Origin of the sequence: Corynebacterium sp. HMSC036D02, from assembly GCF_001836165.1 — a bacterium.
GTDB lineage: Bacteria > Actinomycetota > Actinomycetes > Mycobacteriales > Mycobacteriaceae > Corynebacterium.
Window position 1 is genome coordinate 61,217 of the sequence record NZ_KV827707.1, and the last position, 15,677, is coordinate 76,893.

13 protein-coding genes, 1 tRNA gene and 1 pseudogene are annotated in these 15,677 nt (G+C 58.6%); 8 read left to right on the forward strand and 7 right to left on the reverse strand.

Translation table 11 applies throughout. The features are described 5' to 3' along the window. Positions 1 to 76: 76 nt before the first annotated feature. Complete coding sequence (locus HMPREF2743_RS12195) at positions 77 to 472, reverse strand: hypothetical protein (protein WP_070528295.1); 396 nt, start codon at positions 470 to 472, stop codon at positions 77 to 79. Positions 473 to 495: 23 nt separating this feature from the next. Beyond that, positions 496 to 1,059, reverse strand: coding sequence for a YbhB/YbcL family Raf kinase inhibitor-like protein (locus HMPREF2743_RS12200; RefSeq protein WP_070528297.1), 564 nt, complete (start codon positions 1,057 to 1,059; stop codon positions 496 to 498). Positions 1,060 to 1,278: 219 nt separating this feature from the next. Between HMPREF2743_RS12200 and HMPREF2743_RS12205 the strand changes: the two genes are divergently transcribed. Further along, positions 1,279 to 1,364 (forward strand) — tRNA-Leu (locus tag HMPREF2743_RS12205). Between the two features lie 75 nt (positions 1,365 to 1,439). On the opposite strand, the gene HMPREF2743_RS12210 is transcribed toward HMPREF2743_RS12205, so the two are convergent. Further along, the gene (locus HMPREF2743_RS12210; RefSeq protein ID WP_070818877.1) at positions 1,440 to 2,123 is read right to left on the reverse strand and encodes a DedA family protein; all 684 of its coding nucleotides are present in this window, start codon (positions 2,121 to 2,123) and stop codon (positions 1,440 to 1,442) included. A 322-nt stretch (positions 2,124 to 2,445) separates the two neighbouring features. Between HMPREF2743_RS12210 and HMPREF2743_RS12215 the strand changes: the two genes are divergently transcribed. Next, positions 2,446 to 3,186 carry a TVP38/TMEM64 family protein gene (locus HMPREF2743_RS12215; RefSeq protein WP_070528304.1) on the forward strand — a complete coding sequence of 247 codons (741 nt, stop codon included), beginning with the start codon at positions 2,446 to 2,448 and terminating at the stop codon, positions 3,184 to 3,186. A gap of 37 nt (positions 3,187 to 3,223) precedes the next feature. Continuing rightward, a complete protein-coding gene (locus HMPREF2743_RS12220) occupies positions 3,224 to 3,796 on the forward strand; it encodes a MarR family transcriptional regulator (protein WP_070528306.1) in 573 nt (190 codons plus the stop codon). Here HMPREF2743_RS12220 and HMPREF2743_RS12225 read toward each other — a convergent pair. Beyond that, positions 3,793 to 4,641, reverse strand: coding sequence for a DUF3097 domain-containing protein (locus HMPREF2743_RS12225; protein ID WP_070818878.1), 849 nt, complete (start codon positions 4,639 to 4,641; stop codon positions 3,793 to 3,795). The two genes, HMPREF2743_RS12220 and HMPREF2743_RS12225, sit on opposite strands and share 4 nt — an antisense overlap. A 33-nt stretch (positions 4,642 to 4,674) precedes the next feature. On the opposite strand from HMPREF2743_RS12225, the gene HMPREF2743_RS12230 reads away from it, so the two are divergent. Beyond that, complete coding sequence (locus HMPREF2743_RS12230; protein WP_070818879.1) at positions 4,675 to 5,442, forward strand: hypothetical protein; 768 nt, start codon at positions 4,675 to 4,677, stop codon at positions 5,440 to 5,442. Here HMPREF2743_RS12230 and HMPREF2743_RS12235 read toward each other — a convergent pair. The 3 genes from HMPREF2743_RS12235 to HMPREF2743_RS12245 form a co-directional block, all read right to left on the reverse strand. Then, positions 5,439 to 6,557, reverse strand: a complete 1,119-nt coding sequence (locus HMPREF2743_RS12235) for a ferrochelatase (protein WP_070818880.1) — start codon at positions 6,555 to 6,557, stop codon at positions 5,439 to 5,441. The two genes, HMPREF2743_RS12230 and HMPREF2743_RS12235, sit on opposite strands and share 4 nt — an antisense overlap. Before the next feature lie 26 nt (positions 6,558 to 6,583). Then, positions 6,584 to 8,419 carry a DIP1281 family NlpC/P60 protein gene (locus HMPREF2743_RS12240; protein WP_070818881.1) on the reverse strand — a complete coding sequence of 612 codons (1,836 nt, stop codon included), beginning with the start codon at positions 8,417 to 8,419 and terminating at the stop codon, positions 6,584 to 6,586. 1,442 nt (positions 8,420 to 9,861) lie between these two features. Next, positions 9,862 to 10,338, reverse strand: coding sequence for an Rv1476 family membrane protein (locus HMPREF2743_RS12245; protein ID WP_070818882.1), 477 nt, complete (start codon positions 10,336 to 10,338; stop codon positions 9,862 to 9,864). A gap of 372 nt (positions 10,339 to 10,710) precedes the next feature. Between HMPREF2743_RS12245 and can the strand changes: the two genes are divergently transcribed. The 4 genes and pseudogenes from can to HMPREF2743_RS12885 all read left to right on the forward strand — a co-directional run. Further along, on the forward strand, positions 10,711 to 13,527 hold the full coding sequence (gene can / locus HMPREF2743_RS12250; RefSeq protein WP_210400269.1) for an aconitate hydratase: 2,817 nt from the start codon (positions 10,711 to 10,713) through the stop codon (positions 13,525 to 13,527). 170 nt (positions 13,528 to 13,697) lie between these two features. After that, entirely contained in the window at positions 13,698 to 14,270 is a 573-nt protein-coding gene (locus HMPREF2743_RS12255) for a TetR/AcrR family transcriptional regulator (RefSeq protein ID WP_070528335.1), read from the forward strand. Between the two features lie 48 nt (positions 14,271 to 14,318). Beyond that, positions 14,319 to 15,107: a hypothetical protein gene (locus HMPREF2743_RS12260; protein WP_070529480.1), complete on the forward strand. Its 789-nt coding sequence runs from the start codon at positions 14,319 to 14,321 to the stop codon at positions 15,105 to 15,107. A 99-nt stretch (positions 15,108 to 15,206) separates the two neighbouring features. Further along, positions 15,207 to 15,677, forward strand: a pseudogene (locus HMPREF2743_RS12885) (hypothetical protein); the annotation flags it as partial.

Consider the following 15,677-nt stretch of genomic DNA (forward strand, 5'->3'; position numbering starts at 1 on the left):
CGTAGAGTCTTTCGAGGGACTCAGCTTCGTCGAAGAAAAGAAGCGCGGATCGGTTTCCGCGCTTCAAGCGTTTTGCCTAACGCAGTGTACGGCGGATAATGACCGCGCACAGTCCTGCAGCCACGGCATAGAGGAAGACCACGTACTGCCCCATCGTGGTGAGGACAGTACTGGGCAGTGCGCGGCTTGCGATGATGAGTACCAGCGCTAGGACTAGCGCGATGATTTGCTCGCGGCTGCCGCGCTGGTCGCGGCGTTGGGTGCTGAATGCGCCGACGAGCAGCGCCGCACCAACGATGGCGAGGCGTCGCCATGTCCATTCAAAGGTGGCGCCCCAGCCGTCAGTGAAAATCGATGCGAGCCCGAATAGTGCTAACACGGCGGCCAGCAACATGAAAGCACCGCCCACGCGCAGGGCGGCGGGGATATCTACTCCGTCGGTGGTGGGGTTGGTATCCGAATTCCTAGTCATTGTGCCGAGTTTAATGGGCCGTATTAGTGGGCCTCGTACCAGCCCCACGTAATCGCTCGGCCGAGCGAGTGGAAGAAAAGGTTAAATCCAAGGACTGTCGGCGTTGCGTCCGGGTCGATGTCTAAGCGCTCAACGTCGACGGCGTGGACCGCAAAGAGGTAGCGGTGCGGGGCATGACCTGCTGGCGGCTGGGGCCCGTAATAGACGCGCTGGCCGGAGTCTCCGCGCAAGCTGATGACACCTTCATGCCCAAGGTCCTCCGCAGAGCCTGCTCCCGTAGGAAGCTCACGTACGTCAGCGGGAATATTGAACGCAGCCCAGTGCCAGAAACCGGAACCCGTTGGAGCATCCGGGTCGAAACATGTGACAGCGAAGGACTTGGTTCCCTCTGGTACATCCGACCACGAGAGTTGTGGTGAGATGTTCTCAGGAGCGCGGAAGCGCTCTGCGATTTCCGCTCCCCCCTCGATATCGGAGGACGTGACGGTAAACGCGGGGACATCTCCCAGCGGTGCATAAGGGTCAGGGCCCGGGAAACGGGGATCGGTGGCGTAGCTCTCAACGGAATTTGAAGTGTTCTTAGTCATAGGATCATTTGTACCGGAAAGCTAAAACCCATGCCGGCGAATGGCCTTCTGTACTAGACAGTGGCAGCGGGAAGTCAGCAGGGGCCAGCGAGTTTCATCGTTGTGTTTTCAGCACTCTTTATGAGTCTAAAAACATCGCCTGAGGTGCTGATTTGTGTAGTTGTGCCAATTCGGGATACAGTATGCGAGTGCCCAGCCGAGAGGCTGAACAAACACCCAGCCCGGGTGGCGGAATGGCAGACGCGCTAGCTTGAGGTGCTAGTGTCCTATTAACGGACGTGGGGGTTCAAGTCCCCCCTCGGGCACGGAACGAAGCCCCATGCTTCACACCGTCGAAGATGATGATGTGAAGCACGGGGCTTTCTTATACCCGCGCCCCCTTATGCTCGCGCCTTAGTGGTTGTCTCGGCAGTTGGTTCCTTCTCCACCACAACTGTGGACTTCTTCTTCGACACGACATAGCTGTGCACACCCTTGATCAGGATGGGCGCCACAGACAGCGCGATGATAAGAAGCATGATCTTCTCAATCGAATCGGCAATGCCTGGAATATTTCCCAAGAAGACGCCGACTAGGTTCATGGAGAGCACCCAAGCCACTGCCCCGCTGACGTTCCATCCGATGAACTTCTTATAGGGCATTTCGGCCGTACCAGCGGCCACCGGGATAAAGGTGCGCACGATGGGCACGAAGCGTCCCAGCACCAATGCCAGCGGGCCATGCTTGCGGAAGAAGTTTTCCGCGGTGATGAGGTACTCCAGCTTGAGAAGCCGTGCATCCTGTTTAAACAAGCCACGCCCAAAGCGGTGCCCAATCCAATAGCCCACTTGATCACCAGCAATGGCAGCCACCATGCCCACCGTGATGAGCAGCCACAGCGAGACATGAAGCTCATCGCGCAAAATCGCAGCGGTCACTAGGAGTGAATCTCCCGGAAGGAACGGAAAGAGCACTCCTGACTCAATGAACACGACAAGGGCGATACCGCCTATGACCCACGGCCCAAAAGCCTCGAGCAAGGTAGCTGCGTCCATGTAGGACGTGAGGTTATGAAGAAAGTCCATGGTTACACTCCAGAAACTGCGGGTGTCAGGGCTGACACGATAGAAAGATGGTGAAATAAGAAATCGCTCCGCACGAATTTCATTCAAACTAAAAAGGTGGCAAAAGAACTAGCCAACGGTAAACAAGGGGGTAGGCCTCAAGGGCTATGCGGATGCGCACTGCTGATAAGTATCCTCCGTGGAAGCCTAGAATCTTGCATTGAATTGGGGCTTGCCAGCAAGTTGGCGCACTACTCCCAGTTCCTACCCAGACACCTCGACTCGAGGACATGCTTGGACTCAATGAGGTTTTTGAGCACTCTCGCATTAAGCTTGTAGCCCTATGAAAACTGGTTGGGTGCACAGCGTCGGTGACTTTTGTACGTCTTTGGCGCGCTCGGCCTGGCTAAGCTGCAGCCGCTGGACGTGGAAGCGTTGGGTGGCAGTAATCCTCACCGGCACGGCGCTGGTGCTTCTTGCCGTGCTTGTCGACGTCCCCTCGCTCGCCGCCCTCCGATCTTGGTCGCAGCACCTCGGGCCATGGTTTCTCATCGCTTTTACCGGCGCCTACATCGTCTTCACGCAGTTTCCCATCCCCCGTACGGTGTGGACTTTAGCCGCGGGACTCCTCTTTGGTCCGTGGCTTGGGTTGGTCATCTCCCTCGTCGCACTGACCATCTCAGCCACTGTTTCCCTGCTTATAGTCCGCAGCTTGCTTGGTGAATGGATTCGCCCGCACCTCACACACCCGGCGGTCTATGCCATCAACGCGCGCCTTGACCGCCGTGGTTGGTTGGCCGTGGCCTCTCTGCGAATGGTCGCGGGAGTTCCTTTTTCCTTATTAAACTATGTCGCGGCGCTCACCCCAATTTCGGTCCTGCAGTTTTCCATCGCCACTCTCATCGGTTCAATTCCAACCACCGCCATCGGTGTCTTCTTTGGGGACGCACTCACCGGTAGGGCAAGCCCCTACACGGTCATCGGCTTTGTCCTCGCCGCTGCACTCGGAATCGGCGGACTCATTCTAGACACGCGCTTGCCGCTCGAGCCCGGCATGCAGCGACCGGTCAAGCGCAAGGGGTAGACTAAACGTAGTTTCTCGCTGGAAGGAGTCTCTCAACGTGCTAGCAGTCCATGCCCGCTACCGCGGCCGCTCGGTACGCCGCGCCGATTTGGTCCAACGCTCCGCTGCTGCGCTTTCCACACTAGAAGGCATCGGTGAATTCGAGGTCCTTGGCGTCGAAGATATTTGCGCCGTTGCCTACTCCTCTTCCGCGGTCTGCGATGTCGTCATGGCGCTTCTTGCAGACGGTGACTGGGCCATCGGTATCGGTGTTGTCCCGGGCGAGGGCGCGGGAGATGCCGAGACGCGCGCCGTCGCTACCGCTGCTGTGAAGGGATCGGCACGCGCGGGGCATGTCTACGCCAAGGTTGATCAGCGCGGGCGGGCACAGGAAGCGCAGGATATTGCAGCGGCCTTTGCTCTCCTCGGCTTCGTACTCAATAAGCGCACGATGGAGGGCCGCGAGGCTACATCCCTGGTGCGCGGAGGGTTGAACCAGAACGAGGCCGCCGAGGAATTGGGTATCTCCAAACAGGCTATGTCCCAGCGCCTACAGGCGGCAGGCTGGGCAGCGGAAACCGCCGGATGCCAGCTCGCGGTGAATCTCATCGACCGCGCAAACTCGAACTAAAGGAGATCTTCTTTGCGCAGCTCCGGCGTCGTGACGAAGTCTACGAGGCGTTCTACAGCGCCGATGAGTGTGGAATCGAGATCCCGGAAGGAATTTACGGCATTATAAACACGGCTCCAGCCTTCCTTGGGATCGGACCAGCCCGTTCGCCGGCAGATACCAGTCTTCCAGTCCTCCCCATAGGGAACTTCAGGCCAGGCGCGCAGCCCTAGGCGCTCGGGTTTGACGGCTGCCCAGATATCAATGAAAGGATGTCCGGTCACGAGCACGTGCTCGCCTACCGTTTGCGTCAACCGCGTTTCCTTCGATCCTTCTACGAGGTGATCCGCTAGGACTCCCACTCGGCGCCCAGGCCCGGGCTGGAATTCAGCGAGGCGTTCCTCGAGGTTGTCCAGACCCTCAAGGTATTCGACCACCACGCCCTCTACTCGCAGGTCGTGCCCCCAGACCTTCTCCACGATCGCCGCATCATGGATACCTTCGACCCAAATGCGCGATGGCGCGGCTACTTTCGCCTCGAGGTTCTCAACGCGGCGCGATCCAGAATTCGACTTTCTGGGCGCCTGCTTCTCGACGTATCTCGTCAGCGTCACAGGCTGCCCCTCCAAAAGGAAGCCGCCCTTGACGAGTTTGAATACTCTCTCGGCACCGTGACGATCTTCGAGGCGCACGACTGGCCCCCACGCGGTCTTGTCAACGCCCATCACCGCCCCCACGAAATCGTCTCCCCGAACCTCGACGACCAGCCCAGGTTCTGCGGGCACCTCGGGGTATTCGGATTTCTTGTTGCGTGCATGTCCGGCGAAAATATCGCCACCGTAAGGGTCCCGGGAATTCAAGCTCATAGCGGTCTACCCTATCGTCTACACTGTCCAGCCATGGATATGCGCGCCGAAGTCTGGTCCCCCGTGCAAAACGTCGCCGTCTGGCTTGGCGCGTGGCTCTGGGGACACGAATCCACCGATGATTTCCTTGACGCCCTCCGCGAGTTAGGCGGGGATCAGCAGGGAGCGAACGGAGAACCCTTCCTCGATGTTATGTCACTTCTTCGACGCGAAACCGGCTCCATTATCGAGGACGGTGAACGTGAGCCACTCCTGCGACTCATCCTTTCCGGCCCGGGCGAGGCGCCAGCACTACCGGCGGGCTCGGCATCGGCGCGTGCAGCGGCTAAAAACCCGGCTGGTGCTATCGTGGTGCGGACCAACGCTAGAGACCGTCATATAGTATTGGTGCCTTCTTATGCCAACGGAGCCACCCAGTGGATGGTAATTGAGGAAATTGCTGCGCTCCCCTCACCTGCGTGGCTAAGTCCGGGCGAGGCTGATGCTCTATTGAGCGCCGCGACAAATGAGTCCGCAGCACTCATCGAAGCTCTGGGCTACCGCAGCGATGCTCTCCCCAATCCGCGGTTGACGGTGGGAACTCTCAGTGACTTCTATGACACTCCGGGCCTACCCGCTGCAGTACCGGGGCGCGCGGCGAAACTTTTTGCGCGCGCTGATCGCGTCGCGGCCATCATCGAGACGGTGACCGACCGCATCCAGGACCACAGTCTCGATCCACAGCTGCTGCGCCTATGGCGCCACATCCGTCAAGCGCGAATGGCTGGTGTGGCCTACGCGCTCACGGATTTCGCGCGTTAATGCGGCTTGTGCAGCGACCAAATATCGCAGCACCCTTCAGCGCAGGGAGCACCATCAACGGTGCAGCCTTGGACAGTGACGTCTCCGAGAGAAACGGGCTCAGTTCCCTGCTCGAGCTCATCGATGAGGTCCACGATGAGCGAGGCGAAACGAGCGGTTGGCCCCGCGGTGCGGGTGCGATAGACGCTAACACCCATCTCTTCGGCGGCTTGCTTCAGTTCTGAATCGAGGTCCCAGATGACCTCCATATGATCGGAGATGAATCCGATGGGACACACGACGACACTGTCGACACCGTCCTCCTGGTGGATGAGCGTCGTATGGTCGACGATGTCCGGCTCTAGCCACGGAGTAGCCGGGTTGCCGGACCGTGACTGCCATACAAGGTCATAGTCCTTCACCCCTGCTGCTTCGGCGACGAGACGGGAGGCTTCCGCTACCTGGCGGGAGTAAATGTGCTTATCTCCCTCAGCACCCCCTACTGCATCGTGCGCCGTCGGAACTGAGTGAGCAGTAAACAGCATGCGGGTGCTAGCCAGCTTGTCTTCTGGGACCTGTGCGTAAGCGTCTCGGACGGCGGCAGCCATTTCCTCAACGAACTTCGGGTGATCGAAGAACTGACGAAGCTTTGTGAAAGTCATGGTGGGCAAGTTCTTGTCCTCGACGTACTTGCGCAAAGCAATGATGTCTTCGTTGTATTGCCGGCAGGCGCTGTAGCCGCCCCACGCCGAGGTGGCAAAGACAGCCACGTTGCGCACTCCGTCGGCAGCCATCTTTTCGACAGCTTCTGTTCCGAAGGGATGCCAGTTACGGTTGCCAAAGTAGACCGGTAGATTATGTCCGCGAGCCTCGAGCTCCGCGGCTACGTTGTCAATAATCTCTCGGTTCAATTCGTTCAGTGGGCTTTTACCGCCGAAGTGGAAGTAGTGCTCCCCTACTTCTACGAGACGCTCGCGCGGAATGCCGCGTCCACGGGTAACGTTCTCCAAAAACGGGACGACCTCCTCGTTTGCTTCCGGGCCACCGAAAGAAAGAACGAGGAGGGCGTCGAATGAAGAGGGCACCGAATCGGTGCTGTGGGCGTTGCCCTGGGCAGTACGCAGTGTGTCAGTCATGCAGCCCAGTCTAGCAACGGGCTGTGCTAGATCAGTCGCACGGCATAGGGAGCCATGCCGCCTTGGCGCACAGGGGTAATGCTGACGTTTTGACCAGACTGCGGGGCTTCAACCATCGTGCCATCGCCGAGGTAGATCGCCACGTGTTGGTTGCCGTTTGGGCCGTAGAAGATTAGGTCACCACGCTTCATCTCACTCGGTGCGATCTTGGTCCCCTTCTGGTACTGGTAGCCGGTGTAGTGCGGCAGGGAAATGCCTACTCCGGCAAAGGCATAGAGAACCAGGCCCGAGCAATCAAAGCCGACCTTGTTGTAGTCACCGTGGGAATCCGCTACGCCGCCGTCACGAATGCCCTGGGTGGGACCGTTTGCATCGCCACCGCCCCACGCATAAGGAACACCAACCTGAGACGTCGCACGCTCAATGACAGTCTCGATCTTTGTCTCACGAGAGGCATCACCCAGTGACTCGGAAGCCTTATCCGTGACGGTATCGGTTGTGTCGAGCGGATCCAGCACACCGGAAACCTCGGACGCCAGAGCGTCTTCATCCGAAGTTGCGGAAGCTGAATCGCTTGCCTCCGAGGTGCTTGCGCCTTCGCCTTGGAGGGCAAAAAGCTTCGAAGAGCCTTCGACCAAAGCGTCGATCTCGTCCTGGCTCAAGCTGTTGTTGTGGCCTGGCTGAGAAGCAGCGACCAAGGAAGCTAGGGTGCCTACCACGCCGATGCCCAATGCAACGGTCTCAGCATCGATCCCGCTCGGGCCGAAGGAGCTGCCGCTGCCGCCTGAAGTTGGCTCCCCCTCAGCGGAGCTTGCAGTGCTTGTCGACGACAATTCCTGCACGTTCGGATCGTTAGCCACAGTGCTTGCAGCGCTCGAGAGCGCTTCCACGTCTTCAGCAGAAACGGAGGGCGTAGAGCGTTGTGATTGCAAAGTAGGGTTCTTCGCTTCAGCGGCTGAAGGGCCGGTGGCCGGGACGGAATCGGACTCTGGGGCCGACTTTGTGGAGTCATCGGCTGGAGCCGTAGTTGTGTCCTGAGTATCGGCCTTCTCCGGTAAGGACAAGGCTCCATCATTGACGTTAGTTCCAGCGTCTGGGCTTGACTTTTCGGATTTGTCAATACCCCTGGCTTGATTAAGGGCCTTGTGGAGAGATGAGAGTTGAGAGAGAAGATCCTCACGCTCGGCTGCAGATTCTTCAATTGAAGCTTCGGAAGCGGAGAGCTGTTCGCGTGCAGCGGACTCGGCGTCGGCCGCCTTGTCTGCGCGCTCCTCAGCCAACTGCTGGGTCTTGCGTAGCTGCGACTCCTTGTTGGCCTTCTCCGTGCGCTCCTTTTCCAGATCGCTAACAACAGCCTGTTGCTTCTCTGATTGCGAGCGGAGGTAGGACTGGCGCTCCAACATATCCGAGCGAGCATCCTTGCCGGCCGCATGGGAAACGGCATCAGAGGTATTTGCTCGGCGATAGGCAGAGCGTGAGACCTCGTCCAGCTTGGACTGCGCATCGGCGACGTCTGCCTGGGCATTATCAAGCTCCTGGCGAGCCGTCGTGGTTCCCTGGCGAGCCTGAGCTGCCTTGGTGCGAGCGTCATTGAGATCAACGAGCGCCCGGTTGACGGTTTCACGCTGGATGCCGATTTCGGCTTCCGCTTGCGCGATACGTTCCTCAATCTGGGCGATGGCGCCGGCGAGATCAGCGATGGATGGACTATCAGAGGACAGCAGCGACTCGATATTGAGCTGCTCAGGCTCCTCCGCCACTGCAGGGGTCAGCGAAGAAGCAGTAGACAAGGCGGCGGTGGTCGCAATGGCAGCAAAAGCTGCCTTGAAGCGCTGGAAGCCAAAAGACGATGTGGTGGCCACGAGAGTTATCTCCTAGGCACCTACCTCATTGGAACTGTCATGCAGACATGCATGCCCGACATCGAGCGGTACAGGCAACGAGTCAGCCATGCAAAACGGTAGTTAAGGTACACATAGCTGGCTCGGACTTCCCGCAGGATGTTACGACGATGGTTACGCCCAAAGGAATAGTAAAACTGAAGAGGCTGGCGCCAGGTACTAACCGGGGTATGCCGACGCGGGTTGCCGTAGATGATAACTGCCGACTTCACGACAATGTAGGTCGAATAAGTTGGGCTGCACCATCACTGACACAAAGCAACACGATACTGCGTAGCGTTTCGTGTGTGCACCAACATCAAGTCGGACCGCTCTATAAAGCCAGTCAGACTGCACACTCACGGGGCTCGTTCTGCTCCGCGTAGGGCGCGCTTAAATATGACTGCGCGATCCGACGATGAGGGGGCACACACCTGAATCTGGCGATAAGTCCTATGTCGGTTCCTCCTCGCTCGGCGCCGCGCTCATGGAGAGGTCGCGCCTCGCGCCAATAGTGGCGCATGCGCAAGCCCTCAGGGCTGGCACCCAACCGGAAACCGATGGAACCCAGGCCGACGCAGCCCTCAATAAAGGCATGCGTATGAAGTGTATGAAGCCTCTTCCACTCGGGAGGTAGGTGTTTCGATATCTAAAAAATTTGAACACTGATACCGACTGCGCCGAGCAAACAGTACTGCTATGCGCATCAACATCGTGGTGCGACGGTCATCCACCAGGCGGTGAACCTCAACAGTTCCCTTCGCTCGTGGCGTGCTTCCCCACATACCCGTGCGACAAATCAGTTGAGAGTCAAGGCTTGGTCCATGAACGTATGGAGCAATAGTCAACCCGTGAGTCGATACGTGAACCATACGTCACCGACACGCCTTCCCGCACACTTTCCCCATCTTTCACATAAGCCACGCTTGACCACACGTCATTACAGACGCACCTAACCTGCAATGATATTGTTACCAAGGTGTGATTGTGATGTTCCTCACGTTGCTACCGAGCTTCGCCCGTTCTACCTGTCGGGTAACAACCCCTAGGTCATGTCCCGAGACTTGCCTAGGGCCCCTTTTCCTTAGGGCTGAACCCCCTAGAGGCATGCCATTCGGAGGGTGTTTAAGGAAGCGGTATTTGCGCGCGATGTTCCCTTGACCTTTGGCCTGCGAGCCCTGCCTCACTACACCAACTTCGGCCCTGGGATCGGCCGCTCGCCGGCCGAAGATTTTGCCCTCCCGCAGGAGGGGAAATGTCCGCCCGGCGCCTGCCTCGGTTCCTATGGCGCTCCTAGCTCTGGCGCTCGCGGGCATAGTGGCAACCACTCCCCCGCCAAAAAATCAAGGCTTAGTGGTTGATTTTCGCCACTTCCCTACTCCACTGCACTGCAGGGCGGCACGTGTTCGGCGGCGTTCTCGCGCCTAGTGTCCGACTGGTTCAGCCTTCTTTGTGACTGTCCGGAAACTCACCCATCCGGCGATCGCCGCCACGCCAAATACAACCGCCAAAATCAACAACCACGGCACGGAAAACTGATCTGCAACGGCATAAAAATCATTAAGCAGGGTCACCTGATCGAGTCCAGTGGGAAGCGAATCTTCGGCCGCTTCTAGGGCTGCCCGGTCATAAGAATTACTGACAGCAGACACCCGCATCGGCGCCTGAAGAATTACGGTGTCAAGTCCCGTTTGTTCTTGAAGGGTTGTGGCCAGATCGCGGAGATCTGGAATCTTCTCCGGAAAAACATCTACGACAGCAATGCCGTGGTTGGGCTGGAGGGAGGCTGCGATGTGGGCTTGGAGGTCGTCGTCAAGCGCTAGCTCCGGATTGGAGAATGCCACGCCATCGGCCGAGAGCTGATCGGCGATGTCATCAACGTCTACGCCCGCAGGGATCATTCGCCTCTCCTTAATCTCTAGCCAACATGCATGTTGAAACCTGGATTGCCCCGCTTGGCACCACAGGTCGCCGCGCTCATTTCTTTGAGGGGGCGCGTCCCCCTTCTGTTGGTCCCGACTGAGCCTAAACCGTGCGGCGTGGCCGAGGTGGGCGACTCGCCGCTACCCCCGAAATGTAGGAAACAGAACGCTCGTACTGTTATGCTGGTGTCGACCGAGGGTTCTTACATCTACAATAGATACGGAACATTAGCGTTCTGAGACTGTCGAAATTCCTGGCCCCAGTTGGTTGCTAGGGCATGCCGGCAAGTTCGATGAACCTTCGACCAGTGTTCGATAACCCACAAGCAAAAGCAAGGAATGGAGCTCCTTATGACTGAAAGCCTGAACTCCTTCGGTGCCAAGAAGACTCTTGAGGTCAACGGTAAGTCTTATGACTACTTCGACATCAACGCAGTCGAGGGCCTGGAGAAGCTTCCTTACTCTCTCAAGGTGTTGGCTGAGAACCAGCTGCGCTACGAGGACGGGAAGAACGTAACCAAGGATCACATCAACGCTTTGGCGAATTGGGATCCGTCCGCTGAGCCGGATACCGAGATTCAGTTCACCCCGGCCCGTGTTCTTATGCAGGACTTCACCGGTGTCCCCTGCGTGGTGGACCTGGCTACCATGCGTGAGGCTATCTCCGCCCTCGGCGGCAAGCCGGACCAGGTGAACCCGCTCAACCCGGCTGAGATGGTTATTGATCACTCCGTCATCGTCGAAGCCTTTGGCTCCACCGAAGCTCTAGAGAAGAACGTTGAGATCGAGTACGAGCGCAACCAGGAGCGTTACCAGTTCCTGCGCTGGGGTGCTGAGAACTTCTCCAACTTCCGCGTTGTTCCTCCGGGAACCGGTATCGTCCACCAGGTCAACATTGAGTACCTCTCCCGCGTTGTCTTCGACAACGATGGTGTTGCTTACCCGGATACCTGCATCGGTACCGACTCCCACACCACCATGGAGAACGGTCTGGGTATCCTGGGCTGGGGCGTCGGCGGCATCGAGGCCGAGGCTGCAATGCTGGGCCAGCCGGTGTCCATGCTGATCCCGCGCGTCGTGGGCTTCAAGCTCACCGGCGAGATTCCGACCGGTGTGACCGCAACCGACGTGGTTCTGACCATCACCGAGATGCTGCGTCAGCACGGCGTCGTTCAGAAGTTTGTTGAGTTCTACGGCAATGGTGTGAAGTCGGTGCCGCTGGCCAACCGCGCCACCATCGGCAACATGTCTCCTGAGTTCGGTTCTACTGCCGCGATCTTCCCGATCGACGAGGAGACCATCAAGTACCTCGAGCTCACCGGCCGCCCGCAGGAGCAGATCGACCGCGTCGAGGCATACGCCAAGGCACAGGGCATGTGGCTGGAGCAGGATGCTCCGGAGGCAGAGTACTCCGAGTACCTCGAGCTGGACCTGTCCACTGTTAAGCCCTCCATCGCCGGCCCGAAGCGCCCGCAGGACCGCATCCTCCTCTCCGAGGCCAAGGAGCAGTTCCGTAAGGATCTGCCGACCTACGCTTCCGGCGAGGTTGTTGCAGACGAGTCCACCATCGAGGCAAAGCGCATGACCTCCGAGGGCGGCGACGAGAATGCCCTCGTCGACGTTACCGGTGGCCTGAACAAGTCCCGCGCAGGCGAAGGCGAGTCCGCAGCCAAGGGCGGCTCCGGCCGCCAGTCCAACCCGGTTACCGTCACCTCCCCGAACGGTGGCGAGTACACCTTGGACCACGGCATGGTTGCTATCGCTTCCATCACCTCCTGCACCAACACCTCTAACCCGTCCGTCATGGTTGGCGCTGGCCTCATCGCCCGCAAGGCGGCCGAAAAGGGCCTGAAGTCCAAGCCGTGGGTCAAGACCATTTGTGCCCCGGGTTCCCAGGTTGTTGACGGCTACTTCCAGCGCGCAGACCTCTGGAAGGATCTGGAGGCGCTTGGCTTCTACCTCTCCGGCTTCGGCTGCACCACCTGTATCGGTAACTCCGGCCCGCTACCGGAGGAAATCTCCAACGCCATCAACGAGCATGATCTGGCTGCTACCGCGGTGCTGTCCGGTAACCGTAACTTCGAGGGCCGCATCTCCCCGGACGTCAAGATGAACTACTTGGCATCCCCCATTATGGTCATTGCCTACGCTATTGCCGGCACCATGGACTTCGATTTCGAGACCCAGCCGCTGGGCCAGGATCAGGATGGCAACGATGTCTTCCTGAAGAACATCTGGCCTTCCCCGCAGGAGATCGAAGACACCATCCAGCAGGCCATCTCCCGTGAGCTCTACGAGGCAGACTACGCTGACGTGTTCAAGGGCGATGACGCATGGCGCAGCCTCGATGTCCCGGAGGGTGAGACCTTCAAGTGGAATGAGGACTCCACCTACATCCGCAAGGCACCGTACTTCGACGGCATGCCGACTGAGCCGGAACCGGTTCAGGACATCAAGGGCGCTCGCGTTCTGGCTAAGCTCGGTGACTCCGTAACCACCGACCACATCTCCCCCGCTTCCTCCATCAAGCCGGGTACCCCGGCGGCTCAGTACCTGGATGCCAACGGTGTGGAGCGCCAGGACTACAACTCCCTGGGTTCCCGTCGCGGTAACCACGAGGTCATGATGCGCGGTACCTTCGCCAACATCCGCCTCCAGAACCAGCTGGTCGACGTCGCCGGTGGCTACACCCGTGACTTCACCCAGGAGGGCGCACCGCAGGCCTTCATCTTCGACGCCTGCGAGAACTACAAGGCAGCCAACATCCCGCTGGTTGTCCTTGCTGGCAAGGAGTACGGCACCGGTTCCTCCCGCGACTGGGCTGCTAAGGGCACCAACCTGCTTGGCGTGAAGGCTGTCATCACTGAGTCCTTCGAGCGCATTCACCGCTCGAACCTCATTGGTATGGGCGTCATCCCGCTGCAGTTCCCAGAGGGCGAGTCCCACGAGTCCCTGGGCCTGGACGGCACCGAGACCTTCGATATCGAGGGAATTGAGGCTCTTAACGAGGGCGGCATTCCGAAGACGGTTCACGTGACCGCCACCAAGGAATCCGGCGAGGCCGTTGAGTTCGATGCCAAGGTTCGCATCGATACGCCTGGTGAGGCCGACTACTACCGCCACGGCGGCATTCTGCAGTTCGTTCTGCGCCAGATGGTCAAGGCCTAAACCAGCCTTGCACCCCATGCGGGGACGCCGGCAACGGATAGCCCCGCATAACTAGGCAAAAGGCCAGCTAGCAACAACGAGTGCTGGCTGGCCTTTTCTATTTCCTAACCTCTACGTACTTTCATCACCTGTCTATCCACCGCTGTGCTTTAAGGAGCGAGATTCCAGCCATGCCGATTATGAGCGACTCCGAACTTCATCGCCGCCGCAACGACATCCTGGTTGGGGCACGAAAATGCTTCGCAGAGCACGGCTATGACGGTGCTACAGTCCGCCGCCTTGAAGAAGCCACGGGTAAATCGCGCGGGGCTATCTTTCACCACTTCGGCGATAAAGAGTCTCTCTTTTTGGCCCTGGCCCGGGAAGACGCGGCCCGCGAGGCCGAGGTCGTGGCAAACAACGGTCTGGTCGAGGTTATGAGCGAAATGCTGCGGCACCCTGAGCGCCACGACTGGTTGGCCACACGTCTGGCCGTTACCTCGATGCTGCGCACCGATCCGTCTTTCGCCGCTCGGTGGCACGAGGAACAGGAAGTTCTGGATAAGGCAGTCCGCGCCCGCTTGGAGTCCAACGCCGAAAAGGGTCGTCTGCGCGATGACGTCTCCATCGATACCCTCGTGACATATCTGGAGACTTTCATGGACGGTTTTATCAACCGCCTTGCGCTGGGAGACACAAAAAATCTAGAGCAGGTGCTCTCCTTGGTAGAGCAATCGATTCGCGGCTCCCGCGCCGAGCACTAAGCGTTTAGCACTCGGTGGCGGAGTGTGATTGACGCTACACTGTGGCCCATGGACCATACTCCCCTACAGCTTCCGCGGACGCAGTGTGGAATTAGTCTAAACGCCACACCCCGGCTTGCTCCGAAAGAACAGCGCGCCCACGATGCTCAGCCGAACCCGCGAATAGATAGTTCAGGGTTCCGCGAGGTCATCGAGGCGGCTGGGCCACTGCCTGGGCGCCTCACGTTTGGTAACGTCTCTGTCTGGGCATTTATCGGTATGGTTGGGCTGCTTATGTGCACCATGTCGTTTTCGTTCTTCGTTGGCACTGTTGTTCCTCGAACCAGCTACTCAGACGTAGGCATATTTGCGCTTATCCCAGTCATTATTTGTTTCGTCAGCCTGATGTTTTTCGTTATTGGTTTACGGAATATTCTCAAGGAAGTCGGAAACGCGCGGCGTTTGCGCACTGCATGGCGCAACGGCTGGGTGGAATACCGGCCCGCTCTTATTGGCGAGCTTCTGTACTTACGCAGCGAAACCGAGGGCCCCGATGACCGTAAGCGGACCTATTTCTATTACTCGGCGCCATTAATGATCCTGCAGCCAGACGGCTCTCTAGTGAACGCAATGTCCGGTGAGTTCCGCGCTGGCAATCCGAACTGGCTGAGATCACGGGGCGCCGCGCTCGCTGAGGGCTCCCGGTTAGCCACCGTGGATACCGCGCACAATAATGGATGGACCGTCGCGGCTTACCGTGCTGATGGATCAAGTTCGGAGGCGGAACTATCCAGCGGTCTTACCAGCGGCCAAGTTGATGCCGTGCTCCAATTCGCTGAACAACGTTGGGTGCGCTAGCTCTCCCCGATTGAGTTTAGGTGCCTTCCTTTGGGGGCTAGTCCCCAGCCGCCCAAGGTCACTGAAAAAATGGGAGTGAGGACCATTAAGCTGTGACCCATGACTCACTCGCCCATGCAGCTTCCCCGCACTCCGTTGAAGCTTCCTTCAACTAGCGCAGAGTCCCTCGCGCCTAAGGCCTTGAAGGACCATGACCAGCAGCCTAACCCAGACACGGATCGCAGCGGCATCCGCGAGGCTATTGATAGCGTCGGAGCTCCCATCGGTCAATCCAACGTCGGCACAATTGTCGTTGGCTTTATTCTCACCTTCATTGGCGGTTCGGCACTACTTTTCTCGGTGGCTCACGCGCTCTTAATTTCGGTCCTGTTTCCCGGAGCTGAGGGAACGATTGGGAAAATTCCGATAGCCAGCCTTATCACTGGGGCTAGTGCCTTAGTGTTTATCATTATCGGAGTCTTGATTCTGCGGGGTCGCGTGGTAGCTAGGACGAGGCTTCGCACCGCGTGGGCGAATGGATGGATTGAGTACCGGCCAGCGCTGGGACCTGACCCCTGTTTGGTAGACACC

Excerpts from the sequence above, each read along its gene's own strand:
- HMPREF2743_RS12195 (WP_070528295.1), bottom strand. The coding sequence starts at position 472 with ATGACTAGGAATTCGGATACCAACCCCACCACCGACGGAGTAGATATC.
- HMPREF2743_RS12245 (WP_070818882.1), bottom strand. The coding sequence starts at position 10,338 with ATGATCCCTGCGGGCGTAGACGTTGATGACATCGCCGATCAGCTCTCG.
- HMPREF2743_RS12215 (WP_070528304.1), top strand. The coding sequence starts at position 2,446 with ATGAAAACTGGTTGGGTGCACAGCGTCGGTGACTTTTGTACGTCTTTG.
- HMPREF2743_RS12260 (WP_070529480.1), top strand. The coding sequence starts at position 14,319 with ATGGACCATACTCCCCTACAGCTTCCGCGGACGCAGTGTGGAATTAGT.
- HMPREF2743_RS12230 (WP_070818879.1), top strand. The coding sequence starts at position 4,675 with ATGGATATGCGCGCCGAAGTCTGGTCCCCCGTGCAAAACGTCGCCGTC.
- can (WP_210400269.1), top strand. The coding sequence starts at position 10,711 with ATGACTGAAAGCCTGAACTCCTTCGGTGCCAAGAAGACTCTTGAGGTC.
- HMPREF2743_RS12200 (WP_070528297.1), bottom strand. The coding sequence starts at position 1,059 with ATGACTAAGAACACTTCAAATTCCGTTGAGAGCTACGCCACCGATCCC.
- HMPREF2743_RS12255 (WP_070528335.1), top strand. The coding sequence starts at position 13,698 with ATGCCGATTATGAGCGACTCCGAACTTCATCGCCGCCGCAACGACATC.
- HMPREF2743_RS12225 (WP_070818878.1), bottom strand. The coding sequence starts at position 4,641 with ATGAGCTTGAATTCCCGGGACCCTTACGGTGGCGATATTTTCGCCGGA.
- HMPREF2743_RS12210 (WP_070818877.1), bottom strand. The coding sequence starts at position 2,123 with ATGGACTTTCTTCATAACCTCACGTCCTACATGGACGCAGCTACCTTG.
- HMPREF2743_RS12235 (WP_070818880.1), bottom strand. The coding sequence starts at position 6,557 with ATGACTGACACACTGCGTACTGCCCAGGGCAACGCCCACAGCACCGAT.